The following is a 26,931-nucleotide window of genomic DNA, read 5'->3' on the forward strand; positions in this document are numbered from 1 at the left end:
GGGTGAAGGCCGACCACTTCGAGCAGCAGAAGCTGCTGGACCTCGCCGCGGAGGACGTCGCGCTCACCCAGCTGGCGCACCGACGGCGCACGCTGCCCGAGGCCGCCGCCGCGGAGACCGCCGCGGAGACCGAGCGGACGATGGCCGCTGACGTCGTGCGGGCCGAGACCGAGGTGCGCGACCTCGACCGCGAGCAGACCCGGCTGGAGGCCGACGTCGAGACCGTGCGCCAGCGCGAGGCCCGCGACGCCAAGCTGCTCGAGTCCGGCGGCGTGTCGGCCAAGGACGCGACCAACCTGCAGCACGAGCTGCAGTCGCTGCAACGACGCAGGTCGGACCTGGAGGACCAGGTGCTCGAGCTGATGGAGCGACGGGAGGTCGCCGACGCCACGCTGGAGGCGGCGCGGGCCGGGCAGCAGCAGGCAGCCGCCGATCTGGAACGGGCGGTGCAGGCGCGGGACGACGCCCTGGCCGACATCGCCGACGCCACGAAGCGGCACGAGGCAGCGCGGGCGGCGGTGGCCGCGGCGCTGTCCGAGCCGCTGCTGGCGCTCTACGACCGCATCCGCGCGCAGACCCGCACCACCGGCGCGGCGCTGCTCAAGGCCCGTCAGTGCCAGGGCTGCCGGATCGAGCTGTTCGGCAAGGAGCTGGCCGCCGTCCGGACCGCCGACCCGCACGAGGTCGTGCGCTGCGACGAGTGCGGCCGGATCCTGGTGCGCACCGCGGAATCCGGCCTGTGAGCGGGCCCTGCGGCGGCGGGCGGCGCGCGGGGACCGCGGCGTGAGCCGGCGGCTGGTCGTCGAGGCCGACGGCGGCTCGCGCGGCAATCCGGGTCCGGCCGGCTACGGGGCGGTGGTGCGCGACGCCGACACCGGCCGGGTGCTCGCCGAGCGGGCGGCCTCCGTGGGGCGGGCGACCAACAACGTCGCCGAGTACGGCGGCCTGGTGGCCGGGCTGCAGGCCGCGCTCGACCTGGACCCCACCGCCGAGGTCGAGGTGCGGATGGACTCCAAGCTGGTCGTCGAGCAGATGTCGGGCCGCTGGAAGATCAAGCACCCGGACATGCAGCAGCTCGCCCTCCAGGCCCGCGCGCTCGCCCGGCAGCTCGGCGGGGTGCGCTACACCTGGGTGCCGCGGGCGCAGAACGGCGCCGCCGACGCGCTGGCCAACGAGGCGATGGACGGCAAGCCGGTGCACCGCGACCAGGCCGCCGAACCGGTGCTGTCCGGCGACGACGTGCAGCCCACGGAGCCCGCGCCGGTGGTCACGACGGTGACGCACCTGCTCCGGCACGGGAGCACGGAGCACAGCCCGGAGCGTCGCTACAGCGGCCGCAACGATCTCCCGCTGTCGCGGACCGGGCGGGCGGAGGCGGAGGCGTCCGGGGCGCGGGTGGCCGGGTTGGGCGTCGAGGTCGTCGTGGCCTCGCCGCTGCGCCGCACCCGGGAGACGGCGGAGATCGTCGCCGGCGTCCTCGGACTCCCCGTCGTGCACGACGACGACCTGGTCGAGCTCGACTTCGGCGACCTGGAGGGCCTCACCGCGGCGGAGGCGCTCACCAAGCACCCGCTGGCCACGCGGCGGTTCATGGCCCAGGTGTCGGTGGCCGCACCGGGCGGGGAGTCCGTGCTCGACGTGGCCGCCCGGGTGCGCCGGGCGCGGGCGCGGATCCTCGACCGGCACGCCGGAGGCACCGTGCTCGTGATCAGCCACGTGACGCCGATCAAGCTGCTGCTCGCCGCCGGACTGGGAGTCGGCGAGGACGTCGTGCACCGGATGTTCCTCGACGCGGCGTCGCTGTCGACGGTGAGCTGGTCGTCCGACGGACGCTCGTCGGTCCGACTTGTGAACGACACGTCACATCTGGGATAGCTGCGTCGCCGTCGCGGGGGCCGGAGAACTCCCGACGGGAAGGCAGCGGCTCCACGTCACGGGGGACGGCACGTGGCCGCGGTGCCGTCCGGAGGACGGCGGTGTCAGAGCCGGCCGGCGTCGATGACCCTGGACAGGAACCGGCGGGTGCGCGGCTGGACCGGGTCGCCGAGCACCTGGGCCGGCGGGCCGGACTCGAGCACCACGCCGTCGGACAGGAACGCCACGGTGTCGGCGACCTGCCGGGCGAAACCCATCTCGTGCGTGGCCATCAGGATCGTCATGCCCTGCGCGGCGACCTCGCGCACCAGGGCCAGCACCTCGCCGACCAGTTCCGGGTCGAGCGCGCTGGTCACCTCGTCGAGCAGCAGCACCCGCGGTCGCACCGCCAGCGCCCGCGCGATGGCCACCCGCTGCTGCTGGCCGCCGGAGAGCCGGTCGGGGTACTCGCCGGCCTTGTCCGCGAGCCCGATCCGGGTCAGCAGCGTGCGCGCCTCGTCGACCGCCTCGGCCTTCGGCCGGCCGTGCACCACCGTCGGCGCCAGGGTCACGTTGTCGAGCACCGACAGGTGGGGGAAGAGGTTGTAGGCCTGGAAGACCACGCCCAGCCGCCGGCGCACCTGGTCGGCGTCGACGCGCGGGTCGGTGACGTCCTCGCCGTCGAGCAGGACCTGCCCGTCGTCCACCGTCTCCAGCAGGCTGGCGCAGCGCAGCAGGGTGGACTTCCCCGAGCCCGACCCACCGATCAGCGCGACGACCGAGTGCTCGCCCACGGGCAGGTCGACCCCGCGCAGCACCGCGACCCCGCCGAAGACCTTGACCACCCCGCGCAGCTCCAGGACGGTGCCCGGGTGGCCCTGCCCAGGGGCCCGCCCCGAGCCTGCGGGGGGTGGGGAGGGCGGGGTCCTTCTCACAGCAGGCCCCCGGCCTGCTGGCGGCGGCGCGCCCGGGCGGTCACCGCGTCGGCCAGCCGGGCCGACGGCACCGCGAGCAGCACGAACAGCAGCCCGGCGACCACGTAGGGCGTGAAGTTGAAGGTCTGCCCGACGGCGATCTGCGCGGATCGGACGGCGTCGACCGCGCCGAGAACGGAGATGAGGCCGACGTCCTTCTGGAGCGCGACGAAGTCGTTGAGCAGCGGTGGGGTGACCGTGCGCAGCGCCTGCGGCAGGACGACGATCCGCATGCTCTGCCGGTAGCTCAGGCCCAGCGACCGCGCGGCGGCACGCTGGCTCGGGTGCACCGACTCGATGCCGGCGCGGAAGACCTCGGCGACGTAGGCGCCGTAGGTCAGCACGACCGCCACCGTGCCCAGCACGAACGGCGAGGTGGGCACGCCCTGCAGCCGGAGCGCGGGCAGCCCGAAGCCGACCAGGTACAGCACGATGATCAGCGGGACGCCGCGGAACAGGTCGACGTAGGTGGTGGCGAGGATCCGCAGCGGGGCGAAGGCGGGACCCCGCACCGTGCGGGCGAGCGCGACCAGGAGGCCGACGACGAGCACCAGCACGCCGCCGACGACGAGCACCTGCAGGTTGAGCCAGAGGCCCACGAGGATCTCGGGGAGGTGCTCGACGGCGACGGTGGGGGAGAAGAACGTCGTCCGCACCCGCGGCCAGCCGGGCGCGCGCGTGACCACCAGGTAGGCGACCGCCGCGAACAGCAGCGTGGAGGCCAGGGCGACGACCGTCGAGCGCCGGCCGCGGGCCCGTCGCCAGGCCCGGCGGGACAGCTCCAGCTCGCTCGGCGGCGGCACCGGGTGCCGCTCGGCCGCGGCCGGCCCGGCGGAGGTGCGCGTCCGGGGATCGTTGCCGGGCAGCCCGCTGCCGGGCAGGCCGGCACCGGGCGGCTGCCCTCCTGTCATCGAGGCGTTCGGCGTCCGGCCGTCACCCGAGCACCGGCGCGTCGGCGACGTCGGCCAGCCACTCCTGCTCGAGTGCGGCCAGGGTGCCGTCCTCGCGCAGCGCGTCGACCGCCCGGCTGACGCAGTCGGTGAGCGGGCTGTCCTTCTCGAGCAGCAGGCCGAACTGGTCACCGGTGCCCTCGGGGGTGGCGACCTGCCCGACGATCACGCCGTTCTCCAGCTCCGCCGCGGTGATGTAGAAGGCGGTCGGCAGGTCGACGACGATGCCGTCGACCTGCCCGTTCTGGAGCGCCAGCTTGGCGTCGTCGTTGGTGTTGAACACGACGGGCTCGGTCTCCGGCGCGATCACCTGGGTCAGCGCGTCCAGGCTGGTGCTCGCCACCTGGGCGCCGAGGCGCAGCCCGCGCAGGTCCTCGAGGCTCGCGGCCCCCTCGGCGGAAGAGCCGGCGACGGTGATGACCGCCTGGCTGACGGTGTAGTACGGCGAGGAGAAGTCGACGGCCTGCCTGCGCTCCTCGGTGATGGAGAACTGGTTGATGTCGAAGTCGAACGGCCGCTCGCCGGGCTGGATGGCGGCGTTGAACGGCACGCGGGTCCAGGTCACCTGGTCCTCGCCGTAGCCGAGTTCCCCGGCGACGGCGTAGGCCACCGCCGCCTCGAACCCCTCCCCGGTCTCGGGGGCGTCGCCGACCACCCACGGCTCGTAGGCGGGCTCGTCGGTGGCGACCGTGAGCGTGCCGGGTTCCAGGGTCTCCAGCTGCTCGGGGGTGCAGGCACCGCCGGCTCCGTCCGTCGCCGCGCCCGTGCCGGCGGCCGGCGGATCGGTGGACTCCTCCTGCGGCGCGCACGCGGCGACCACCAGGGCGGCGGCGAGCAGGAGCGGCGGACGGGTGCGGCGGCGCATGGTTCCTGCCTCGTGAGCCGGGATGTCGCAGCTGTGTTCGGTGCGAGGCGCGATCCTACGGTCCGCGCGCCGCGGCGATCCTCACTGTCAGGCGCGGACGAAGAGGTACACCGAGACGAGCACCCCGAACAGCACGATCAGCACCCGCAGCGGGGTGGTCGGGATGACGGTGGCGATCCGCGCGCCGAGGAACCCGCCGAGCAGGCTGGCCGGGGCGGCGACGGCGACGGCGAGCCAGTCGACCGGCCCCCAGATGCCGAAGATGATCACGGTGACCGTCGCGGTCACCGCCGAGAGCGCCGACTTGAGCGCGTTGGCGAGCTTCAGCCGGTGCAGGCCCAGCCCGAGGACGGCGACCAGGATGACGCCCAGCGCCCCGCCGAAGTAGCCGCCGTAGACGGTGGCCAGGAACAGCACGATGTACAGCCAGGCCGGGTCGCGGTCGCGGAGGTCGTCCTCGGCCCGGCGCAGCCGCACGGTGAGCAGCGGCTGGGCGGCCAGCAGCAGGCTGGCCATCAGCACCAGCACCGGGACGACGAGGTCGAAGGCCCGCGCCGGGGTGGTCAGCAGCAGCACGCTGCCCGCCGTCCCGCCGAGGACGGCGACCAGGCCGAAGCGCAGCAGCCGGCCCCGCTGCCCCTTGTACTCGGGGCGGAAGCCGAGGACGCCGCCGAGGTAGCCCGGCCACTGGGCGATCGAGTTGGTGACGTTGGCGGCCACGGTGCCCAACCCGAGGGCGACCAGCGTGGGGAAGAGGATCAGCGACCCGCCGCCGGCGATGGAGTTGATCGCCCCGGCGCCGAGGGCCACCCCCGCGACGATGAGCAGGTCGACGGCGGACACGAGCGGGCAGCCTACGGTGGGCAACGGGCCCCGGACGGCGACGCGCCTCCGCGCCGGTTGCCCCGGTGGTCGGCGGGGCACAGCCCGGTGGTGCGCAAGTGGTTCCCGCTGGTGGCGATCTGCACCGGCACCTTCATGCTGCTGATCGACGTCACGATCGTGAACGTCGCGCTGCCAGACCTGGCCCGCGACCTGGGCACCTCCTTCACCCAGCTTCAGTGGGTGGTCGACGTCTACGCGTTGGGCCTGGCCTCGTTCGTGCTCGGCGCGGGATCGCTGGCCGACCTCTACGGTCGCCGCCGGGTGTACCTGCTCGGGCTGGTCGTGTTCGCGCTGGCGTCGCTGGCGTGCGGGCTGGCGCCGTCGGCGGGCTGGCTGATCGTGGCGCGGGCGGTGCAGGGCCTGGGCGGGGCGGCGATGTTCGCGACGACGATCGCGCTGATCGGCACCAGCTACGAGGGCCGCGACCGGGGGACGGCGTTCGGCGTGTGGGGCGCGGTCGTCGGCGCGGCGGCGGCGCTGGGACCCATCCTGGGCGGCGCGCTGACCGAGCTGTCGTGGCGGTGGATCTTCTTCGTCAACCTGCCGCTGTCCGCGGTCGGCGTGTGGCTGACGCTGGCCGTCGTCGAGGAGTGGCGGCGGGCGGGGGCGCCGCGGCCGGACGTGCCGGGCATCGCGCTGTTCACGCTCGGCGCGGGCGCGGTGGTGTTCGGGCTGGTGCAGGCGGCGGCCGGCGGCTGGGCGCGGCCGGCGGCCTGGGGTCCGCCGGCCGGTGGGCTCGTGGTGCTCGCGGTGTGGGTGGCGGTGGAGCGCCGCCGGAGGGCGCCGATGCTCGACGTCCGGTTGTTCGGCTCGCGGTCGTTCAGCGGGATCATGCTCGGCGCGCTGCTGCTCAACGCCGCGGCGTTCGCGTCGCTGATCTACACGTCGCTGTGGCTGCAGTCGATCGAGGGCCTGTCGCCGTTGGAGGCCGGGCTGGTGTTCATCCCGCTGTCGGCGATGAGCTTCGTGGTGGCCGCGTTCGCCGGGCGCCGGCTGCAGGAGCGCCCGCCGCGGGTGGTGCTGGCGGCCGGTCTGGTGCTGGTCGGCACCGGGGCGCTGCTGCTGGCGCGGGTCGACGCCGGCGCGAGCTGGACGGTGCTGGTGCCGGGGTTGGCGGTGCTCGGCGTGGGCGTCGGGACGGCGAACCCGACGCTGGCCTCCGCCGCGCTGGCGACGGTGCCGCGCGAACACAGCGGCATGGCCGCCGGCGCGGTCAACACCTCCCGGCAGCTCGGGTTCGCGGTCGGCATCGCCGTCCTGGGGTCGCTGTTCACCACGGGCGCGGCCGGGGCGCTGCGGGACGGCGGCGTCCCGGAACCGTCGGCGACCGCCTCGGCGCTGTCGGCCGGGCAGGCGCCGCAGCTGCTCGCCGACGCGCCACCGGAGGCCCGCGCGGGTCTCGCCGACACCTTCGGGCTCGCCTATGCCGACGGCCTGAGCTGGGTGTACCTGGCGTGCGGCGCGCTGGGCATCGCCGGGGGGCTCGCGGTGGCGGCGCTGGTGCGGGCGGCGCCGTCGAGCGCGCGGTCCGGGGGCGGCTCGTCGGCGGAGGCGCCGGCGGGGGAGCGGACGGGGGCCGCAGTCCGCCGCTGACGTCGTCCCCCGGGGGCAGACTGCCGCCATGACCGAGCCTTTCCGGAAGCCCATGCCCGACGACTGGCGGCGCGCGCTCGTCGTCGCCGCCCATCCCGACGACATCGAGTACGGGCTCGCCGCCGCCGTCGCCGCCTGGACGGCGGCGGGCAAGGAGGTGCACTACCTGCTGGCCACCCGGGGCGAGGCGGGGATGGCCGGCGTGCCGCCGGCGGAGGCCGGCCCGCTGCGCGAGGAGGAGGAGCGCCGGTCGGCCGCCGTCGTCGGGGTCAGCGAGGTGGAGTTCCTCGACCACCGGGACGGCGTGCTCGTGGCCGGGCCGGAGCTGCGGCGCGACCTGGCCGCGGCGATCCGCCGGCACGAGCCGGAGCTGGTCGTCACCGGCTACTTCGGCGCGACGTGGACGCCGCCCGGCGTCTCGCCGGCGTACGTCAACTCCGCCGACCACCGGGCGCTGGGCCAGAGCGTCGTCGACGCGGTCGCCGACTCCGGGAACGAGTGGATCTTCACCGACCTCCCCGAGGAGCCCTGGCGCGGCGTGAAGTACATCGCCGTCGGCGAGCTCCTGGACGCCCCGCACGAGGTGGACGTCAGCGACCAGGTGGAGAAGGCGGTCGCGTCGCTGTGCGAGCACCGCCGGTACCTGGAGCTGCTCTCGGACGAACCGGTCGACGTGCAGGCACGTCAGATCGTCGACATGGTGACGATGACCGAGGACGGCCGCCGGAGGGTCGGCTTCCGGCTCTTCTGGGGCTGAGCCGCGGCTACCGGACGTCGCCGCGCCGCCGGGCCCAGAGGTAGAAGGCCAGGACACCCACCAGCACGGGCAGCGCGAGCAGGAACAGCGACAGCAGGACGAGGCCGAGCTCGAGGAGCCCGACGCCGCTGGCGGTGACGAACGCGAGGACGGCCAGGGTGGCGGCGAGGGCGACAACGGAGGCCGGCCGGGGCGTCATGGCGGCAGGGTAGCGGCGGACACCCGGGGAAGACGGCGCCTCGCCGCCGGATCACTAGGATGGGCGGCACGACGGACGAGTCGGCCGGGCGGTCGCGTCGGCGGGGGAGACCCCGCCGCCGAGGAACGTCCGGGCTCCACAGGGCAGGGTGGTCGTTAACGGCGACCCGGGGTGACCCGCGGGACAGTGCCACAGAAAGCAGACCGCCAGCGCGCGCGCTGGTAAGGGTGAAACGGCGGTGTAAGAGACCACCAGCGCACCGGGTGACCGGTGCGGCTCGGTAAACCCCACCCGGAGCAAGGTCGAGAGGGACGGCGGTCCGCCGCCGTCCTGCGCAGGCGTTCGAGGGCGGCCCGCCCGAGCCTGCGGGTGGACCGCTCGAGCCCGCCGGCAACGGCGGGCCTAGATGGATGGCCGCCCACCGGGACGCCGCGAGGCGCCCGGGGACAGAACCCGGCGTACAGGCCGACTCGTCCGTCGCCCGTCCCTGACCTGCTCTTGTGGGTTCAGTGGACGGCGTCAGTCCGCAGGGAGTCCGCAACTCGACCGAGCACGGCGTCGACGGCGGCTCTGGTCCGGTCGTCCGAGTCGGGCCAGAGGTGGCTGTAGGTGTCCAGCGTCTCGGCGGCGCTGGCGTGACTCAGCCGCGCCTGGACGGTCTTCACCGACTCGCCGTGCCGGATGAGCAGGCTGGCGCAAGAGTGCCGCAGGGAGTGCATGTTCACGCCGCTGAGCCCGGCACGCCGACCGCCGGTCGCCAGACGGCTGCGGAAAACGCGGGCGGTGGATGGGGCCGCCGATTTCGGTGGTGAAGACGAACTCGTCGGTGGGCCAAGCGGCCAGGTGGGCCGCCAGCGCATCGACGACGACCTGCGGGAGCGGCACCGCCCGGACGGACGCCTGCGTCTCGGGCGGCGCGAGGTGGGGCGCCCGTCGGGAATGGTCACGAGCTGCCGGTCGACGGTGAGTTGCCGGAGCAGGAAGTCGACGCGGTCGACGGTGCGGCCGAAGGCCTCGCCCTGGCGGAGCCCCGTGCGTGCCGCGAGGGTGGCCGACGCCCGGTACTTCTCCGGCATGGCTTCGGTCAGTGCCTAGGTGACCGCGGCGACGTGGCCGGCAAGCCGCGCGGCGACCACCTCCGGGGCGCGTCGGCGCAGCAACGAGGAGGCGACGTCGTGTCGAGGACGACGACGCTCACGAGACGTTGGACCGCCGGGAGGCGTAGAGGTCGGCGAGGAAGTCCGCGTGCTCGTCGTCCGACGCGAAGGGATCGTCGGTGGCCACGTCGTTCGCGGAGGCGATGGGGTGAACTCCCTGCTGGCGAATCAGCTCGTCGGTGGGAACGACGTCGTCATCCGCTTTGCGCTCAGGCTGCTTCGGTGTCGTGGTCAGGCGATTCACCTCCCCGGTCCATGGTGACAGTTCTGCTGATCTCTCGGTCGAGGACAACGACCCACTCTCCTCTGCAGGGGTGGTCGCTCACCTGCCCGTTGACTGTGCGCCGCGCTGCTCGGCGACCCAGCGGTCCAGATCTTGCCGTCGGTACAGGACTCGGCGCCCGAGGCGGAAGCCGTCCGGTCCGATGCCGAGGTGCCGCGAGTGGCGCAGCGTTGCGACAAGCCGTGGAACCCGCCCGCCGTCAGGGGGTCAGTTCTCAGGCGCCGTCGACAGCAGTCACAGGGCGGCGTCAGTCCGCACTGACATCGCCTGGCTGTCACGCTCGCCGTTTCCCCGAGGTCGCTACGCGGCGGCGGACCTCGTCGACGATCTCCGCCGCTCCGTCCTCGGTCAGCCGGCTTCCGTCGGGCAGCCCGGACGTCCTCGGCCTCGAGGTCTCGTCGGGGCCGATGCGCGTGGCGAGGGTGACGGTGGGCCGGGTGCGGTCGGCCATCGGGAACATCCTCGAAGCAAGGTGGGCATGACGGGGATGACGAGCAGGTACGTGCTGTGCGGCCTCGGCGGTGTGGTCACGGCTGGGAGTCCGCTCGCGCAGCCGCCGTCACGGCATGGGGATCCTTCACCGGTGCAGCGGACGAGCGAGCCGACCGGCGTCGGCGCAGCCGCAAGTCTGCAAGGGTGCCGCGGTGACCTCTCCCCAGACACTCAGCGAAGCTGCACGGCGAGAGGTCGCGATGTGGGCCGCGGACTGCGCCGAGCACGTCCTCTCGCTGTTCGAGGCGGAGGCTCCGACAGACGACCGCCCTCGTGAGGCCATCGCCCGCGCCCGGGCTTTCGGTCGGGGTGACCTCGACGCTGCGGGTGAGATCCGCAGACGCTTCGTCGCCGTCCGCGCAGCCAGTGCCGTCAGCTCGCCCGCGGCCGCTGCGGCAGCCAGAGCGGCTGCACAGGCAGCCGCCGTCCCGCACATGGGAGCGCACGCCTTGGGTGCGGCCGCGTACGCCGCGAAGGCCGCCGGGCTCGCAGCACCCGACCATCCGCAGGCCGTCCACGACGAGGTCACGTGGCAGCTGGGGCAGATGACAGCACGGACCCGAGCCGCGCTTCGGCTGCTGCCGCCGCTCGGAGAGGACCCCGCGGGTCCTCTGGGCGCCGGGCTCCTGGCATCCGGCGTCCTTGCCTCGGTGATCCGTGAGATCCAGGCGGAACTGGCTCCCTCGTGACCGTCTGCGCTGAGCGCGACGCTCGGATGACTCCGTGTCCGGATGAGGAGTTCCGCGGCACGGTGGCTCCGGCCGACGGGTCTCGGACGTGGCCGGAGCGGGCTCGTCGAGCGGCCGCTGTCAGCGCCGCCAGAACAGGTGGTGCACCACGCCGCTGGGACTGGGCACGACGTCACAGTGGTAGCGGTCCAGGAGCTCCTCGGGGGAATCCCACAGCCGCGACCCGCCGCCGAGCTCCACCGGGGCGACGGCGACGTGCAGGGTGTCGATGAGATCGGCGTCGAGGAACTGCCGGATGGTGTTGGCGCCGCCCCCCAACCGGACGTCCTTTCCGTCGGCCGCCTCGAACGCGCGCTGCAGCACTGTGGCGGGATCGCCGCAGACGAAGTGGAAGGTGGTGTCGGACAGCCGGAAGGAGGGCCGGTCGTGGTGGGTCATGACGAAGACCGGCGTGTGGAACGGCGGCTGCTGGCCCCACCAGCCCTGCCAGTCGTGGTCGGCCCAGGGCCCACGCTGCGGTCCGAACTTGTTGCGGCCCATGATCTCGGCGCCGACGTTGCGGTGGAAGTCCCGGACCATGTAGTCGTCCAGACCACGGCTCCCTCCTGGGTCGCTCCGGTTGGGCCAGCTGGCCGTCGCGAAGGCCCAGGCGCCGAGCTGAACGGGGTCGGCGTGGCCGAACGGGCGTTCCAAGCTCTGTCCTTCACCGGCGCCGTAGCCGTCGCTGGAGACCATGAAGTTGTGCACTCGGACCATCTGCGTCACGGCTGACCCCTCATCGGTTGCCTTCGTTCGATGAGTTCGACTGCACCGCGAGGGCGGACTCATCGCGCTGTCTCGTGACCCCCGTATCGAGACGTCCGGTGACGGATCCCCGTGTGGTGACCGCGACCGGTGAGCAGAGCGCATCCTTCGACCCGTGGGTCACTGATGCCCATCCACACCGGAGTGGGGTGTCACTCACGATGCGGTTCAGACGGCCCCGACCATGCGCCTGCAGCCCGCAGCCAGTCCGCAACTCACCCGATCCTGACCGTTGCCTGCCAGTCGCGTCCAACCCTGGATCCGCAGCTCAACAGCCGTTTTCGTCGATCCCCATGATCAGCCGAACGCCGGCATGCCGTTGCAGGCGTGCCGGCCGACTCGTCCGTCGCTGATCTCATGCCGCTCCGGTCCGGCGCGGACGCAACCGGAGCAGGGAGGCGCCGAGGAGGATGAGCCCGGCAGCGGCGGCGTCCCACCACACGAGCTGCTCGCCCACGAGCACCCAACCGATCGCCAGCGCGACGACCGGCGGGATGTAGCTGGAGCTGGAGGCGGTCACCGCGCCGAGGCGGTCGACGACGAAGTAGTAGAGCAGGTAGGCGACGCCGGTGCCGAGCAGTCCGAGCCCGACGACGAGGGCGACGGCGGCGCGGACGTCGTCGCGGACGTCGTCGCGGATGTCACCGATGCCGTCGAGGTCGGTGACGAGCAGCAGCGTCAGCAGAGCGAGGCCCATCTGGTAGCTCGTCAGGGCCTCGGGTGGCAGCCGCAGCGGGGTCAGGAAGCGGCGGTCGTACACGAAGACAAGCCCACGCTGATCGAGCCGAGCAGCATGTGGAGGACCCCGGCGGTAGGCACGGCTCCGGTGGCGTCCCAAGGTCGGGCGATGAGCAGAACGCCACCGACTCCGAGGACGATGCCCAGGGTCCTGGCCCGGGTGATCGGTTCGGTGCGCAGCAGCAGAGCAGCGCTGATGAAGGAGACCAGCGGGATGGCGCCACTGAGAGCGCCGGCGATGCCGGAGGGCAGCAGCGCCGTCCCGGCTGCGAACGCGAAGTAGTAGACGCTGGTGGCCAGCAGGGACATCGTCAGGAAGTGGTGTGCATGACGCCCGTGCGACCACCGCAACGCCCGCCGGGCCAGGGCGAAGACCAGCACGGGCAGGAAGCCGAGGAGCACTCGCAGCAGGGTGATCGGCCCGGCGGTGAGCGTGTCGGCGGCCCACTTCGAAGATGAAGTTGGAACCCCAGATGATTCCGAGCGCGGCGAAGGCGGCTGTGGCCGGGCTGATCGTCACGGCACCCCTTCGGTCCTCGCGGATCGAGCCGGTGCCCCGGCGCCGAGCACGGCCGTTGTGTTGCGTCCTGCACGATAGGGCCGGGCGCGCCGACTGTGGCACCGAGCCGTGGGCACCGGGCCGTCGATCGCCGTAGCGTCTGACCGGTCCGGCGCAGGCCTGACAGGTCTGGCGCGGGCGGGCCGCGGTGCGGTATCGGGTCGGGAAGACGCTGGCGTGACGTTCCAGTGACGCTGCCCGGAAACACTGAGGGCGTTCGCCTGGTGCCTCGGGCCGGTCCTAGCCTAGGAGGCTGCATGAGGTCTGACCCCGGTTCCGGCCGGCACGCGACCATCACGCGGCGGATCGCCGCCTCAACAACACCTGGCACCTGGATGGAAGGTGCAGTGCCATGACGGTTACGGACACCCCCGTGAACGCCCGCGACACGCAACAGTCAATTCCTAATCACCGAATCACCGACGAGCGATCATTCGAAGCGGTGACGAGGGACCCGCGGCAGGTTGCGGGCGCCTACTTCTATCTCCAGATGGACTGCTTGGTGGCCTACGCGTACCAGGTCTCGCTGGACTTCTTCCGACGCCCCCAACTTCACACCGACCTGGGGCGGGGAACCAGGGAACTCGTGGCGCGGTTGCGGGCCCGGTACGGGAATGACGAACGCGTTCCCTCCCAGGAACAGCGCGACGAGATATTCCAGCCGCTGTTCGGCCAGTCGAGTGGGTCACCGCCCGACGGTCAGGGAGATTTCCCGCGTCTACGAGATGACCTGGTCGGCGCGGCCGCCGCATTTGCCGAACGGGTCTTCGACACGGGCGAGGAAATGCTGCGCGAGCGAGTGCGGACCACTCATCGTCCCTTCAAGGACTATCTTCTCGGGTTGCAGGGTGACTCGTTGATATGGAGCACCGATGACGCGCTGAGCGATGTGGCTCGGAGGCTGGCCTACCCCATACTCCACAGCCCAGGGGTATCCGCGGTCTTCGGCATCTCGAGCCCCCCGCGGGACCAGTGGCCCTTCGCTGAGGATGCCAATGCCGACAAGTTAATTGAAGAAATTTCGAAACGCGTGCTGGCTCGGATGGACCATACGGGCCTCACGCGCGAAGGCATCAGCAATCGTCAGCGTGCGGCACTGCGAGGCGCCGAGGCGCTGGCAACGATCCTGGACTTCCGTGAAGAGAATGCCGATGACCGGGACCTCGATCTGCTGATCACCAAGTGCTACACGTGGGGCTCTGCACTGAAGAGCCTCGGCGGGCAGCCGACTGGCCTGGCGTCCGCCCAACCGGCCTACATGGGGTGACGCGGGCCGAAGCGGGAGGCGCGCCAGATCCATCCGATCCTGCGTTGAAACGTCGACGGATGCTCGGGGCGCGTGGTCGCCGAAGTGCCGCGATGAGTCCGAGTTCCCGGCGGAGCGAAGCACCCGACATCCGTAGAGCCACGTAGGGGTCGGCAGATGGGCCTTCAGACCGGCAGCGTGAGCATGGTCTCCCTCGGGGTGGGGGCACATCCGCATCTCCGGCCGGGGATACACCTCCGCTGGTTCGTCGATCCCGACCTGGGGTTCCCGCCGCTCGGTTTCGACGTGTTCCGCCGCTCCGCCTGGACCGGCGATCCGAGGTCGCTGAACTTTGCGGACGCGTCTGAGGGCCAGTTGTCGCACACCTTCTCCCGAGGCCCGACGACGTGGAGCACCGCCCCTGGGCAGAGCCCGTCCGAGATCTTCACCGAGACCACCGGACAGGGGTCCGTCCGCCTGCTCCGCCCATCCCGCACATCCTCGATCACCTGCCGGTTCGACCCGTCCGAACGTCCGGTCCACCGGATCGAGGTCGAGGTGGTCCACGCCGCTCCTGGAGCGCTCGTCAAGCTTCCCGTCACGTTCGCCGTATGGGGAATCGCCGGAGACGCGCGGGTCGCCATGGGTGCCGTCACCCTGACCCAGCAGAACGCACGGACGCCGGTGACGGTGACCGTCACTGGCGACGCACTCGAAGGCTTCCAGATCGAGGGTCGCCGGAGCATCAGCAACTACTACGGGATTCTCAAAGTCCGCTGGAGCCCCGTCGCCGACGGAGCCGTCACTGGCTGGGGAACGGCACTCAACACTCGGCGAATCGGGTTCCCGGTCACCGTGCCCGGCTATCTCGTCACCCACAAGCGCGGCCCGGATCAAGGGTCGGGGGCGCAGGACTGGCTCGAGGCCGCCGACCGCCTGAGCCCCACGGGTGCGGCCGCCGACGTCCCGGCCGTCCTCGCCCAGCGGTTCGGCCCGCCGGCCTTCGCCGGCACTCGGCAGGTGCTCACGGAAGCACTGGCCCGCCGGCGCTTGACCAAGGTCGGGAGTGGCACGCAGGAGCCGAACATCACGCTGGACGCGGTGCGACTGGTCCTGCTAGGTGCGCTAGACCCCGACTTCGCTCGGCTCGCGGGTCTCGGCCTGGTCGACGGCTCCGCCGTCCCCGGCCAGCGGTACGACTACCGGGTCGTGGGTTACTGGCCCGGCCAGCTGCGGCCCCAGCTGGTCTGCATCGACGTCCCCAACGGCGGCGGTCACATCCCCGCCGGCGGAACCGTCACCCTTCCCGGCGGGGGTGGGGGCACCACGGTGGTCACCGCTGGGACTGTCCTCGAGCCGCCGGGCTACCTGAGCACTCTCGGCGTCTCAGGTGTGACGGGAGCGGGCTGGAAGCCGGACGGCCGCCAGGTCCTCACCCGGACCAGCGATGGACGTGCGCTGATCTTCGACAGTGTCGAGGGCGTTCAAGTCATGGAGCTGCCGCACGGCGCGATGGTCCGTGGAGCGGCCTGGAGCCCGGCGGACCCCCAGATTGTGACCTGGGGGGACGACCAGGTCGCCAGGACGTGGGACGCGGACACAGCCGCTCGGCGGCAGGCGCTCAAGCACCCCCAGCCCATTCTCGGAACGGTCTGGAGGCCGGACGGCCGGCAGATCGCGACCTGGGCCGAGGACGGCTACGTGCGGGTCTGGGCCGTCGACGGAAATGGCGATCCACTGGTGCTATGGCCGGTGCCCGGCTGCTTGGGGGTCGCGTGGGCGCCGGACGGCCGGCAGCTCCTGACCTGGGCCGAGGACGGGTGCGTTCAGGTATGGGCCGCTGCGGATGCGACAGCCGTGTCGGCACGGTTACACCCCTCGCGACCGCTCGGGGCCGCATGGAGCCCCGACGGGCGGTGGGTCCTCAGCTGGGCTGGGGACGGTGATGCGTGGATCTGGGCAGCTGACGGGACGGGCGATCCACGCGTCCTGCGGCATCCGTCCGGGCGCGTCGGCGCGGCGTGGGGCCCGCGCGAGCATCTCGTTCTGACATGGGGCACTCACGGTCCGCTGCGCCTCTGGGACGTCGACAGCGGGAGGCAGGTTCGAATCTTCCCCCACGACGGTGGGGTGGCCGGCGCCGTATGGAGTCCGGACGGGAGCCGGGTGCTGAGCTGGGGACCGGACGGAGTGGCTCTCGTCTGGGAGGTGGAAGGGGACGCGTCGCCGCGGGTTATCCCGGACACCGACCCGGTGGTCGGTGCCGTTTGGAGCAGCGGTGCGCGGCAGGTGGTCACCTGGTCCGCCGGGGGCACCGCGACGGCCTGGACCGTGTCCGCTCGCGTTCGCTCTCTCAACGTAACCCTGCCGACCGCATCCGACCGGGTTCGCTTCACCGGTCGCTCAGCGGGCCCGGACCCGCTGCTGATCCGTGCCTTCAGCGGGTCACAGCTGGTGCGCACGCAATCCGTCGCACCAGGGGCGGTGGCCACGGTCACCGTCGAGGCGCCGGGCACGACCTCGGCGACCGTCACCGGCGTCCAGTTGACCGTGACCGAGATCTGCTTCCTGCAACTGGTGCGGGACCAGGACCGCCAGGAGGCCTGGATCTGCTTCGGCGCGACACCTGGCCCGATCCCGGTGCTCACGCCGCCGACCGAGTTGACCGCGACCGCGATCCCCGGGTTCGCCCGCGAGGGTGCGGCCGAGCAGATGGTCGGCTTGGTCATCGAGCCGCATTCGTCGGCGCGTCCGGCCACCGAGCTCCTGCCGCGCGCCCGGAGCGTGCACGACCCGATCTCCTACGAGGTGCGGCGCCGGGCGGACGGCGCACAGCCGCTCGCCGACCCTGCCGCTGGGCTCTGGCTCGACCTCATCACCGATCCGGCAACGGGAGAGCCGCGCTGGGCCGACCTGGCCTCGGAGCCGCTCGTCGGCCAGGTCCGGCCGGTGCTTCGCTCCACCTTCCGGCCGGCCTTGCACACAAGCCCCCAGGGATGGCCGGCCGCTGCCCAGGACCTGCTCGACGGCCGTCTAGACCTCAGCGTCCGCCACTACAGCTATCGCATCCGCGGTCGGGACCTGTTCGGCCGGGTGAGCGACTGGTCGGAGCCGGTGACCGTCGACGCGGCCGACCGGGTCCCGCCACCCGCGCCGGGTGCGCTCACCGCCCGCTGGGTCGACCGTATCGACCCCTGGCTGGAGCTGGGTGACCTGGCCGAGCTGGACGTGGCCGGGGTCGACCGTGCGGTGGTGGTCCGCTGGTCGTGGCCGCTGCCCCGGCGTGAGCAGGCACCGGACACCCACGGGTTCCGGGTGTACTGGCACGGCAGACCGTTCTCGACGCTTCTCACCACCATCACCGTTGATCCGCAGCCGGCACCGACCACCTACACGGTCTCGGTCCCGCTTGGCCTGGGGATAGCACCTCCCACAGATGCCTTCCGGGGCGATTGGCTGCGGCAAGGCGATCGGCAGTATTCGATCCGGGGCAGCTCGGCCGCCGATCCGACCACCCTCACGTTGGACGCGACAGGTGTCCCCGCCCCGGTCCGGGGGCCCTGCGCCGTGTCGCTCCGGTCGCCCGACCCGCAGCATCTCGACCTGCTCGGCAATCCTCTGCGGCCGGACCCCGCCCGGGCGGCGGTCTGGGAGCACCGGGTCCGGCAGGGACCGCTGACCACCGTCGAGAGCGCGATTCTCCAGCGGACACATGGCGTGGCTGTCTCCTGCCAGCAGGTCCAGGCCGATACCCCTCGACCTGGTATGGCCACCGTGATCCTCAGCCCTGGCTGGCACTGGTCGGGGGCACTCCCGGAGCCTGCCGAGTTGGTCACCGGGACTGCGGACCCGTGGACCATCGTCGGCTGGGCACTCGGGCGAAGAGCCTCCCTGCTCCTCGATACCGCCAAACGGCAGGCGCCCATGCCGGGACCTGCGCTCGTGCGGACGGCGGACGTGCAGACCGTGACGTTGGACGCGTCCCTGCCAACCGCTGCGCCGTTCAGCGTCCTCGGCGGGACCGTCCGCGCTGACGGACTCACGCGGGACGTGCTCGCTCACGCCTCGTCCCCGCTACGCCTGGTCCTGGCGCAGGGCACCGGTGCAGGCCGGCTCGTCTGGTTCCCCGACCACCAGGTCGTCCTGGCCGATGTCACCCTGCCCGTGAGCGACGCCGCACCCCAGGCCACCGGGATGGTGGGGGTCAGCGCGGTGGACGGGCGGCCGTGGACGGCCGACACCCGCGCCCGGCCGAGTGAACCCGGCGGGCCCGGCAACGAGGGGCCGGTGGCGAGCGTCGCGGTCCGGCGGGACCACCTGGCCGTCCCCACGACTATCACGGCGCCGGCCGGCGCGACGGGTCCCGGTGAGCTGTGGGCGCCCGTTCCCGACGAATTCTCGGGGGCGAGCCGCTTCCCGCTGCGCTGGCAGGCGGCCGGCGCCACGCGTTTCCAGATCGAGCATGCCACGCTCGATGCCGTACTGGACGCCGACGTCGCTGATCGCACTGCGCGGCGGGGCGCCTACGTCGGCCTGCCCGTGCTGGACCCAACCGGTTTGGCCCAGTGGCGTGCGGCGCAAGCCGCATTGGGGGCCGCCGACCTCCAGAAGCTGGCCACCGCGCAGTCGGCGGTGTTCCTGCCTCTGGGCGGCCCGGTCGCGGCGACCGATCCGCTCGTGGCCGATCCACAGCCCGGCTGGCTGCGCTGGCCGGCCCCGCTGGACGGGAGCGCATCCGGACGCCACTTCCTGCGCGTGCGGGTGCTCGACGCGGCCGGCAACGTGGGGCCACCGGGTCCCGCGACGCTGCCGATCGTGGTCCCCGACGCCCGCCGCCCCCCGACGCCGCAACTGCGCCGGGTGGTGGACGCGGACCGCGCCGTCTGGCTGCAGTGGGACGGGACTCCGGGACTAATCGGATACCGCATCATGCGGGCCGAATTGCCTGCCGGTGCACAGCCTGACGTCCGGGACATGACCCTCGTCGCCACGCTAACCGAGACAGGCTGCCCGGAGCCGTTGCCGGTCACGGGCGGCGCGGTCCGGCTGCCCGGCGAGCCGCCCCACTCCATCGTCGCCGTCTACCGGGCCGAGGAGTACGACCTCGCCTTGGGTCCGGAGGCGCAGACGGAGGGCTGCGTCCCGGGTCCGCCCGTCCTGTCCGGAACGAGGGTGACGGGCCTAGGCGCCCTGCCTGACGGAGCTCTCGTGTTCGTGGTTGGCCGGGAGTCCTCAGAGGCTCCACCACGCCTCCTCACCGGTGGTGCCGGCCACGCTTGGCGGGACGCGACTGTGGCTGCAGATCGGCGCTACCAGTACCGCGTCCTGGCGGTGAGAACGGCGACGGTGGGGCCGGGCGTCGCCACCGAGATCCGCTCGCTGCCCAGCGACGTGGAGGAGGGGGCCCCATTCGACACGAGCCCGCCGGTGCCCCCGCCGGGCGCGGCCGTGTGGGATGCCGCCGCCGCGGCCGTCAGGCTCACCTGGCCCACGGCGGGGCTGGTTGCCGGGCTCGAGCTGCTACCCCAGCGCATGGACGCCGCGATCGAGGAGTGGGTCGGCGTCGCAGGTTGGACGAACGGTGCGACGGGCTCCGTGAACGATCGGGGCGTGCAGTCGGGTCATTCCTACCTGTACCGGCTTCGCGTACGGGTGGGCAATCGTACGAGCGAGGCGGAGCCGATGCTCGGGCCCGTCACTATTCCCTGAGGCCATGGCAATGCGCAATTTTCTCCGCTTCCCGTTGTCGACGACCGATCAAGCGGCAATCGTCTCGTCTCTGAAGATATCTGAAGTGCCACCCGCTGTGAAACCACCCGCTGGGCAGCCGTTTCCTCAGTCGCTGCAACTAGACTTCTCCTTGCCATCCTCTATTCCCCAGATTCGCGCTCTCTTTCCCGGCTCAATGACTTTCTTGGCCTCCTCGGGTGCGCAGGGCAGTCTTCCCGACTGGAAGGCAGTGAGTCGCAGCGACTACGCTCAGTACAAGACGGTCGGCACACTCCTGGTTACTCTGGTGGCTGACAGGAAACTGTGGCCAGACTTCCTTTCGCACACCATTGCGCTACCGGTGCAGCCGAATCGGGTGTGGTATTCCCCGGTGCGGATCACCGAGGAATTCCTGTTCGACACTCTCCCGAGACTTCCAGGGGTCCTCACCTACAACGGCCACCCGGTGCCGGCAAGTACAGACCGGACCAAGCATGCTGTGGCTGCATTCCTGCGCGGCGATTTTCACCCCGAGTTGCGTTTGGGCGCCACTGCTGGGGACGACGCCGTCGCGAAGTTCTCGATGCCCGTGGTCTACGCGAGCGCTGGTCAGGCGACGTTGCTCATCACGATGGCGGCGGGATGGCGCCCGCAGGACGCATCAGACAGCAATTTCGACACTCTCACACGCGAGCTGGTCTCGACCCAGACAGAGCGGACGAGTCCGCGCCATCTGCGCAACGGTTCCCTTCCCGCCCGCTGGGTCTTGAAGGGGCTGCAGCCGAATCTTATCGACGGAAATGGGTCAGTCGCCACGGCGGTGGCAGGCGGAGCCACGCCGGTGCGATACGTACCCCTTCGCTTCACGCGTGCCTGGACATATGCGGTCGATTCGGCCGCCTACCCCCCGCGGAGGAACGTCCGCACGTGTTCGACCCACCTCCCGACACAGACCATGCAGGTCAAGGACGTCTCCGGTGTCGTCATCCACGAGCAGCGCCTGCCCGCCCACGGCCTCGTGCTGCTCGAGGAGCCGCCTTCAAAGATCACGGTCACCCTGGCCGGTGGTTCGCCCTATCTCGCCGGTGGCCCGAATGCCTGGCATACCGAGGCGGGTGTGGCGCCGCTCTCATTCGATCTCGCTCAGAACCCAGAACCCCACATCATCGTTCGCCGGACGATTCCCCAAGAGATGCTCGCCGACACGACCCGTCCCGAGGCCCTGCCCGAAGCCGAGGACACCTGTACGTACTGGTCACTTCGGCGAACCGTACGCGGATTGGTCGACCACTACCTCACCGGTGGCAGGCTCAACTGGGAGGCTCAGTCGAAAGTGCGGCGGGGGCGCGCGACAGGAAAGTCGTCCGCGGACGTCATCGACCTGCTGAAGACGGCGTGGGGCGGCAACCCGGACGAGCGTCTTGTCACCCACGGTGGACCGAGCCTGACGGTAAAGAGCAAAGCGGATGTACGCGCCGAAGCCGGCAAATTGAAGAGCATTCTCCAGGCGCTGTTCCCCGGGCCAGCCCCTTGGGACCCGTCGGTACCGGCGTCCGGGTCGAAGATGACACAGGGCGAGGTCTTCTACAACCTGTGGCAGTCCATCGTTGAGGAGTTCGCGGCCGCGTCGACGCGTGGCTTCTACCCTGACCATGTTATCGGCCGCGGTTCCGGAGGGGCGGCCATCAGGCAAGGGCTGGCCACATCAGCGTTCGACCCGACGCGCTTTCCTGGCGAGGCACCGGCTGTGTATGCCGATCGGATGGTAGGGCAGTTGCTCGGCGGTCTTCGCCCGGGTGACCTGCTGCAGTTCTGGACCAACGTCACCGATTTCGAATCGTTGAGGGCGCGCCAGTCGCCGCATGGCTCTGGGCACTCGCTGATCTTTCTGCATTACCTGATCTTCAGCGGGGAGGTGCGCGGCATCGTGGTCATCGATGACAACGGCGACGACGGCAGTGGCGGCACGAAGTGTCCGCTCGTGGTCGACGATAGCGGACGGCGTAGTCTCGAATGGAACGACGACGTGCGTGAGGCGTGGATTGCCGCCAGGTGGAACTGAGGACAGATCATGGCCTACGACCTGAGCGGCCACGCCCTCTATCCGCTCAGCGACCTGCTCGACGGCGCTGATTTCCTGCTCGTCGACTTCCTGACGGACGCCGGCATCTTCGAATCCATCTACTACACGGACGTCGAGACCTACGGTGACGGCGACACCTACTGCGTCAGTGGCCGGTTGGCCTTCGAGTCGGAGCTCGTGCTGCGGGTTCCCGGTACGGACGCAGTCGAACTCGTCATCGCGTCCGGTGGCCAGGGCTGGAGCTCCTTCGAGGTCGAGTTGGTCACCGGCCCCCAGCCCTCCCTCGCGCTCGTGGAGGTCCCGCTGGCGCTTCGCTTCTCGGAGGACGTCCTCCGGGACGTGGCGACCGGCGGCCCCGCGCAGCTCGGGTTGGAGGCGACACTGCGCCTGAGCGGTGACCTGGGGATGAGCATCGAAACCACAGCCGGGCTGTCCCTGGACGAGTGTGAGATCGCCGGCAGCGGCGTGACGCTCGAGGCGCAGAATGTCACCTGGAACTTCACTCCTGGAGAGACCCTTCCCGACGCGGTCAGAGCAGGACTCCCAGGCGAGTTCATCGGGATTGCTTTCCGCGAGACGACCGTCAGGTTGCCTGCCGACATCGTCGACGGCCCTGAACTGACCTTCGACTACTGCTGCATCGGTACCAGCGGGTTCACTGGCGGCGTCAGCCTTTCGTTCCAGACCCCGCCCGCCTGCACGCTCGGCGGCTTCTCGATCGAACTGGAGCGGGTCGGGATCCGCTTCTTCCAGTCCTCCCTGGTTCTCGGCGAGATCGAGACGGTCGTCAAGGACGTCGACTTCTTCGATACCGATGTCGCGGTGGACCTGCAGCTCTCCGGGAACGGTCGACTGCGGTTGGCGCTGGCCACCGCTGCCGACCGCATGCGCGGCGGTGCCGAATTCACCGACGGGCTGGTCACCCTGCGCAAGCCCGACGTGGTCGCCATGACCCTGACTAGCGTGGCTGTCGAGGTTGGCCCGACCGGCGGCGCGCTCACCCTCGGTGGGCGCGTCCAGCCGGAGATCAGCCTGCCCGGTGGGGGGCCGCTGCCCGGATTCGAGGTCGAGGCGTTGACGATCACCTCCAGGGGGCAGGTGAGCCTGGCCGGCGGTTGGATCGACATGCCTGAGGCGGTCCGGGTCGGACTGGGGGGCTTCGGGCTCGAACTGACGCGGGTGGGCATGGGCTCCGAGCCCAACGGCGAGCGCTGGATCGGCTTTTCCGGCGGGCTCAGCCTGGTCCAGGGCGTCGCGGCCCAAGCGGCAGTGGACGGGCTCAAGATCCGGTGGGACGCCACGGGCTTCAAAGGTGTCGAGCTGTCCGGCATCAGTTTCGGCCTGATGGTGCAGGACGTACTCGTCCTGCAGGCGGAGATCCGCTACGTGGCCGAGCAGCAACGCTTCGAGGGGGCGGGCACGCTGCAGCTGGTCGCTGTCAACCTCACCGTCAGCGTCCGCGTCGTGATCGGCAAGCGCGCCGACTACACCTACCTGTACGTCTATCTCCTGGTCCAGCTCCCGGCCGGGATCCCACTCTTCAGCACCAGCCTCGGCATCTATGGCTTCGAGGGCTTGTATGCGCGCAACATGGTTCCGGACAAGGAGTCCGCCGAGCGCTGGTACCGGGACTGGTACCGACGGCCCGAGATCGGCGCCGCCGACCAGAACAAGTGGGCCGACGAGCGCGGCAGCCAGGCCTTCGGCGCCGGTGTGATCATCGGGACGGTGGCGGACACCGGTTACAGCGTGGCGGTCAAGGGTCTGCTCGTGATCGTCGTGCCCGGTCCGGTCCTCATGCTCGATGTGCGCGCCAACCTGCTAAGGAAGATGTCGGAGATCGCAGCGCCTCAGGCTCAGGCTCTTTTCGGCTCGCTGATCGTGTTCGACGGCCGGGCGGGGACGCTGGAACTCGGCATCGAGCCGCACTATCTGTACCCCGGGAAGGGCGAGCTGGTCGACGTGACCGGCATTGCCGAGGCGTTCTACAGCTTCAACGATCCCCGCGCCTGGTACCTCTACCTTGGCCGGCGGGAGCGCGAGCAGCGCATCCGGGCGAGCGTGCTGAAGCTGTTCGAGGCCAACGCCTACCTGATGCTCGATGCCAACAGCATCGAGCTCGGCAGCTTCATCGGTTTCGACGCCCGCTACGACATCGGGCCCGTAAGGCTGACGCTCCAGGCGTGGATCGATGGCTTCGCCTACGTGTCATGGCGGCCCAAGCAGCTCAAGGGCAAGCTGAGCCTCCAGGGCGCCGTGGGCCTGTCGATCTTCGGGATCGGGCTCGGTCTGTCGGTCTCGGCGATGGTGGCCGTGCAGTCACCCCAGCCGTTCATGGTCGACGCCCAGCTCGACGTCCGGCTGGACCTGCCGTGGCCTCTCCCCGATCCAGGGGTCACCATCCCGTTCCACTGGGAGGATCCAGGACCACCCCGGGTGACCGCACCCCTGCAAGCGGCCGGTGTCGAGCACCTGCGGACGACCGCCAGCTGGTCCTTCGAGACCGTCCCGACAGTCCCCCTCGACGGTCGCATCAGCCTCGCCTTCGAGCGTCCGGTCGAGGACGCGGTCGAGGCGGCTCCCAACGCGGAGTCACCGGTGGACCTGACGGTCGGCGACCACATCCTCCGTTCCCGCCTGACCGGGCTGCAGCTCGACGTCGAGGACCCCGCCACCGGAGCGTTCGTTCCCTTCGCCGGTCCGAGCGGCAAGCCGCGCCCTCTGTACGGGATGTGGCAACGCCAGGCAGGTGATCCGGCATCCGGCAACCGTCGGCTGCTGCTCCACGTGCGCACGCCCTACGAGTGGACTCGGGCCCAGACGGAGCCGGCCGTCACCCAGCTGGAGCAGGCGGAGGGCTTCGACCCGTGCCAGCCGAGCCTCCCGACCGAGGTCATCGACTTCCACGACGAGCCCGAGCGGCAGCTCCCACCACTCGCACCGATCGACGCGGGGACGGTCACCTGGACCGCCGGGCGTCACGGCGCCTCGATCACCCAGCTCGTCGCGGCCACATTAGGGAGGGACGTCCGTCAACCCCCGCCGAGGCCGTACGACCGTTGCCTGTACGTACCCGACCAATTCGCGCTCGCCCCCGGAGGCGGGGGGTCGTCGCCGAGCACCGGTGCAGGGCCGCCCACCGCGTCCGCGCCGCCACTGGCGATGGAGTTCGACGGTCCCCTCAAGGGGCTCGTTGTGCTCGCGCTCATCACCGACCGCTGGTCCCTACAGGCGTTCGACGCATCCGGGGCCAGCCTCGGCAAGGTGACCGCACCGTCACCACCGGCACCCGGTCAGTTCCACGCCTCGCAGCTCGTGCTTCGTGCGCCCGGCATCCGACGCGTGGTGCTCGACTGCTTCCAGCGATCGGTCGTGCTCGCGCTGGCCGTCGAGAGGGCACCCACATCGGCCCAGGTCAGTGCCAGGCGGGTAGCGCTGGAGCAGGCTCTGGAGCGCTTCAAGGGGGAGGAGCCGATCTTCGAGCCGAATCGGCACTACCGGCTCACGGTGACGACCCAGGTCGTGGAAACCGGCGGGCGGTCGCTCGAAGGAGCCGAGGTCGACCAGCCCGACGGCGCGATGACCACCATCCACGGAGCTACGTGCACGGTGGTCCAGGCGTTCGAGTTCTGCACCGAAGGACCGCCGGGAGCCGCGAAGCTCACCGCACCGGGGCCCGGCGGTGACGCGGCCGCTGGTCTCGACACGTTGGAGCCCTACGTCCGCGAGATCACGCCTCCTCGCGGTGCCCCGGCGGTGTACCGGGGGCATGACCTCGGCGTGGCGTTCAACTCGGACTACGTCGACCAGATGTACTGCGTGGACGGGCGCGCGCTGGTGCTGCGCGCGCGCAACGACGGTGGTTCCGACGTGACGCTGACCAACACGATGGGCAAGGGCACCGAGCTCGTCCTCCGCCGCGAGGAACGCACCTGGTTGGCGACTCTGGACCGGGCGTCCTGCCATCTCACGGTCGACGAATCGGCGCTGGTGCGAGAGAGCGTGGTGAAGGCTCGACTCCCCGGCTCGGGACCGCTGGATCCGCGTCGTCGTTACGACGTCGAACTCCTGGCCGAACCCGTCCCCGGTCGCGGAGGTGTGGCCACGCCTCCGCTGTACCGGTGGTCGTTCGTCACCTCGGCCTACCGGAATTTCGCCGATCATCTGCGGCTGACCGGGCCGATCCGGCTCGCGTCCGTGGGGGCGACCTGGGCGCAGTGGAGCGGCGTCGTAGCGAAGGGTCTCGCGTCCGACGACCCGTGGACGGCCGATCCGGGACGCCGCGACCAGCTCCGCGTCGTCGAAGCCGCCGTCTTCGATGAGCTGATCGGGGCCGTCGACGTCGACCGCTCGCTGCCGGCCGCCGTGGAACTGCACGTTGCCATGGCCGGGGGGGAGACCTGGGCGATGCTGTTGGCCAGCCCTGAGCCCTTCGACTGGGAACGCGTCCGGATCGCCCTGACCCACCGCGTGACTCAGCCGGACGCCGGCCGTCCGACGTGGCTCCGCGTCCCGGTCCCACTCCGGCTCATCCGTGATGCAGACGGAACCCGCGCTCTGCTGGTTGCGCACGACGGCCCGTCCACGGTGGCTCTCGACGCCGGCGAGTACCTGATGCGAGCCACCTACAAGCGCGATCTCGGCAGTGGGCGGCCGGTCCTCTCCGAGCGGGGGAGCACGCTTGACGAGCACGTGGTCCTCGACTGGACGTTGCCGGTCGCCTGAAGAAGCGGTCCACGATCACCGGGAGGATGGGGACTGTCGGCTGACGGCGCTGCCTGAACATGTGGCGCCCGTCCGGTGGTCGACGCGACGCAGCGTGCTGTTCGAGAGGGCCTGCTGGCCAGGCGACGTGCTGGGAGAAGGGAGATCGTGGTCCCCACCTTGTGCTGGTGCATCACGCGCCAAGGCAGGTCGCGCACTAGCCACGGGACGGCCCGAAAGGGAAGGACCGTCGTCCCGGGGCGATGACACGGTGACGTTGCTCGACGTCGCACCGGACGCGTGGTCCTCGTGGGTGACTGGGACGGAGACGGGGCGGACCCCTCGCGTCGCGGCGGGGCAACGACTGCTATCTCCGCGAGACACGCCATC

General features: G+C 71.2%; 19 protein-coding genes, 1 other RNA gene and 2 pseudogenes. 10 read left to right on the plus strand and 12 right to left on the minus strand.

Going from position 1 to position 26,931, the window contains the following annotated elements; translation table 11 throughout:
* The first annotated feature begins 2 nt into the window (after nt 1-2).
* Nucleotides 3-743 carry a zinc ribbon domain-containing protein gene (locus OF117_RS11350; RefSeq protein WP_263552943.1) on the plus strand — a complete coding sequence of 247 codons (741 nt, stop codon included), beginning with the start codon at nt 3-5 and terminating at the stop codon, nt 741-743.
* 40 nt (nt 744-783) lie between these two features.
* Nucleotides 784-1,875, plus strand: coding sequence for a bifunctional RNase H/acid phosphatase (locus OF117_RS11355; protein WP_263552944.1), 1,092 nt, complete (start codon nt 784-786; stop codon nt 1,873-1,875).
* A gap of 104 nt (nt 1,876-1,979) precedes the next feature.
* Here OF117_RS11355 and OF117_RS11360 read toward each other — a convergent pair whose 3' ends face one another.
* From OF117_RS11360 to OF117_RS11375, 4 genes are all read right to left on the minus strand, one after another.
* Complete coding sequence (locus tag OF117_RS11360) at nt 1,980-2,699, minus strand: amino acid ABC transporter ATP-binding protein (protein WP_318014239.1); 720 nt, start codon at nt 2,697-2,699, stop codon at nt 1,980-1,982.
* 86 nt (nt 2,700-2,785) lie between these two features.
* Nucleotides 2,786-3,739: an amino acid ABC transporter permease gene (locus tag OF117_RS11365; RefSeq protein WP_263552945.1), complete on the minus strand. Its 954-nt coding sequence runs from the start codon at nt 3,737-3,739 to the stop codon at nt 2,786-2,788.
* Nucleotides 3,740-3,761: 22 nt separating this feature from the next.
* A complete protein-coding gene (locus tag OF117_RS11370; protein WP_263552946.1) occupies nt 3,762-4,643 on the minus strand; it encodes an ABC transporter substrate-binding protein in 882 nt (293 codons plus the stop codon).
* A gap of 87 nt (nt 4,644-4,730) precedes the next feature.
* On the minus strand, nt 4,731-5,486 hold the full coding sequence (locus OF117_RS11375) for a sulfite exporter TauE/SafE family protein (protein ID WP_263552947.1): 756 nt from the start codon (nt 5,484-5,486) through the stop codon (nt 4,731-4,733).
* Between the two features lie 90 nt (nt 5,487-5,576).
* Here OF117_RS11375 and OF117_RS11380 point away from each other — a divergent pair, with 90 nt between their 5' ends.
* Together OF117_RS11380 and OF117_RS11385 are read left to right on the plus strand one after the other, a co-directional pair.
* Entirely contained in the window at nt 5,577-7,121 is a 1,545-nt protein-coding gene (locus OF117_RS11380) for an MFS transporter (protein ID WP_263552948.1), read from the plus strand.
* Nucleotides 7,122-7,149: 28 nt separating this feature from the next.
* The gene (locus OF117_RS11385) at nt 7,150-7,878 is read left to right on the plus strand and encodes a PIG-L deacetylase family protein (RefSeq protein WP_263552949.1); all 729 of its coding nucleotides are present in this window, start codon (nt 7,150-7,152) and stop codon (nt 7,876-7,878) included.
* A gap of 7 nt (nt 7,879-7,885) precedes the next feature.
* On the opposite strand, the gene OF117_RS11390 is transcribed toward OF117_RS11385, so the two are convergent.
* A complete protein-coding gene (locus OF117_RS11390; RefSeq protein ID WP_263552950.1) occupies nt 7,886-8,077 on the minus strand; it encodes a hypothetical protein in 192 nt (63 codons plus the stop codon).
* Nucleotides 8,078-8,153: 76 nt separating this feature from the next.
* On the opposite strand from OF117_RS11390, the gene rnpB reads away from it, so the two are divergent.
* Nucleotides 8,154-8,554, plus strand: an RNA gene (rnpB, locus tag OF117_RS11395) — RNase P RNA component class A.
* Between the two features lie 29 nt (nt 8,555-8,583).
* On the opposite strand, the gene OF117_RS22140 is transcribed toward rnpB, so the two are convergent.
* The 4 genes and pseudogenes from OF117_RS22140 to OF117_RS11415 all read right to left on the minus strand — a co-directional run bounded on the left by OF117_RS22140 (nt 8,584) and on the right by OF117_RS11415 (nt 9,968).
* Entirely contained in the window at nt 8,584-9,153 is a 570-nt protein-coding gene (locus tag OF117_RS22140) for a tyrosine-type recombinase/integrase (RefSeq protein ID WP_318014240.1), read from the minus strand.
* 118 nt (nt 9,154-9,271) lie between these two features.
* Nucleotides 9,272-9,478, minus strand: coding sequence for a hypothetical protein (locus OF117_RS11405; RefSeq protein WP_263552951.1), 207 nt, complete (start codon nt 9,476-9,478; stop codon nt 9,272-9,274).
* Between the two features lie 78 nt (nt 9,479-9,556).
* A pseudogene (locus OF117_RS11410) lies at nt 9,557-9,694 on the minus strand (DNA-binding protein); the annotation flags it as partial.
* Between the two features lie 97 nt (nt 9,695-9,791).
* Complete coding sequence (locus OF117_RS11415) at nt 9,792-9,968, minus strand: hypothetical protein (protein ID WP_263552952.1); 177 nt, start codon at nt 9,966-9,968, stop codon at nt 9,792-9,794.
* 193 nt (nt 9,969-10,161) lie between these two features.
* Between OF117_RS11415 and OF117_RS11420 the strand changes: the two genes are divergently transcribed.
* Nucleotides 10,162-10,698, plus strand: coding sequence for a putative immunity protein (locus tag OF117_RS11420; RefSeq protein WP_263552953.1), 537 nt, complete (start codon nt 10,162-10,164; stop codon nt 10,696-10,698).
* Between the two features lie 120 nt (nt 10,699-10,818).
* On the opposite strand, the gene OF117_RS11425 is transcribed toward OF117_RS11420, so the two are convergent.
* The 3 genes and pseudogenes from OF117_RS11425 to OF117_RS11435 all read right to left on the minus strand — a co-directional run.
* The gene (locus tag OF117_RS11425; RefSeq protein ID WP_263553002.1) at nt 10,819-11,454 is read right to left on the minus strand and encodes a dihydrofolate reductase family protein; all 636 of its coding nucleotides are present in this window, start codon (nt 11,452-11,454) and stop codon (nt 10,819-10,821) included.
* A gap of 403 nt (nt 11,455-11,857) precedes the next feature.
* Complete coding sequence (locus OF117_RS11430) at nt 11,858-12,262, minus strand: DMT family transporter (RefSeq protein ID WP_263552954.1); 405 nt, start codon at nt 12,260-12,262, stop codon at nt 11,858-11,860.
* Nucleotides 12,241-12,687 (minus strand): annotated as a pseudogene (locus OF117_RS11435) (EamA family transporter); the annotation flags it as partial. The gene OF117_RS11430 and the pseudogene OF117_RS11435, both read right to left, overlap by 22 nt.
* A 485-nt stretch (nt 12,688-13,172) precedes the next feature.
* Between OF117_RS11435 and OF117_RS11440 the strand changes: the two are divergent.
* The 4 genes from OF117_RS11440 (at nt 13,173) to OF117_RS11455 (ending at nt 26,562) form a co-directional block, all read left to right on the plus strand.
* A complete protein-coding gene (locus OF117_RS11440) occupies nt 13,173-14,066 on the plus strand; it encodes a hypothetical protein (RefSeq protein WP_263552955.1) in 894 nt (297 codons plus the stop codon).
* A 177-nt stretch (nt 14,067-14,243) separates the two neighbouring features.
* Nucleotides 14,244-19,754, plus strand: a complete 5,511-nt coding sequence (locus OF117_RS11445) for a WD40 repeat domain-containing protein (RefSeq protein WP_263552956.1) — start codon at nt 14,244-14,246, stop codon at nt 19,752-19,754.
* A 4-nt stretch (nt 19,755-19,758) separates the two neighbouring features.
* A complete protein-coding gene (locus OF117_RS11450) occupies nt 19,759-21,816 on the plus strand; it encodes a hypothetical protein (protein WP_263552957.1) in 2,058 nt (685 codons plus the stop codon).
* A 9-nt stretch (nt 21,817-21,825) separates the two neighbouring features.
* Nucleotides 21,826-26,562: a hypothetical protein gene (locus OF117_RS11455; protein ID WP_263552958.1), complete on the plus strand. Its 4,737-nt coding sequence runs from the start codon at nt 21,826-21,828 to the stop codon at nt 26,560-26,562.
* Nucleotides 26,563-26,931 lie beyond the last annotated feature (369 nt).

The sequence above is a fragment of the Geodermatophilus sp. YIM 151500 genome, assembly GCF_025716945.1.
Lineage (GTDB): Bacteria > Actinomycetota > Actinomycetes > Mycobacteriales > Geodermatophilaceae > YIM-151500.

Bases quoted from the DNA above. Each gene is read 5' to 3' on its own strand.
- OF117_RS11365 (WP_263552945.1), bottom strand. From the start codon at position 3,739: ATGACAGGAGGGCAGCCGCCCGGTGCCGGCCTGCCCGGCAGCGGGCTG.
- OF117_RS11370 (WP_263552946.1), bottom strand. From the start codon at position 4,643: ATGCGCCGCCGCACCCGTCCGCCGCTCCTGCTCGCCGCCGCCCTGGTG.
- OF117_RS11385 (WP_263552949.1), top strand. From the start codon at position 7,150: ATGACCGAGCCTTTCCGGAAGCCCATGCCCGACGACTGGCGGCGCGCG.
- OF117_RS11390 (WP_263552950.1), bottom strand. From the start codon at position 8,077: ATGACGCCCCGGCCGGCCTCCGTTGTCGCCCTCGCCGCCACCCTGGCC.
- OF117_RS22140 (WP_318014240.1), bottom strand. From the start codon at position 9,153: ATGCCGGAGAAGTACCGGGCGTCGGCCACCCTCGCGGCACGCACGGGG.
- OF117_RS11415 (WP_263552952.1), bottom strand. From the start codon at position 9,968: ATGGCCGACCGCACCCGGCCCACCGTCACCCTCGCCACGCGCATCGGC.
- OF117_RS11425 (WP_263553002.1), bottom strand. From the start codon at position 11,454: ATGGTCCGAGTGCACAACTTCATGGTCTCCAGCGACGGCTACGGCGCC.
- OF117_RS11450 (WP_263552957.1), top strand. From the start codon at position 19,759: ATGGCAATGCGCAATTTTCTCCGCTTCCCGTTGTCGACGACCGATCAA.
- OF117_RS11455 (WP_263552958.1), top strand. From the start codon at position 21,826: ATGGCCTACGACCTGAGCGGCCACGCCCTCTATCCGCTCAGCGACCTG.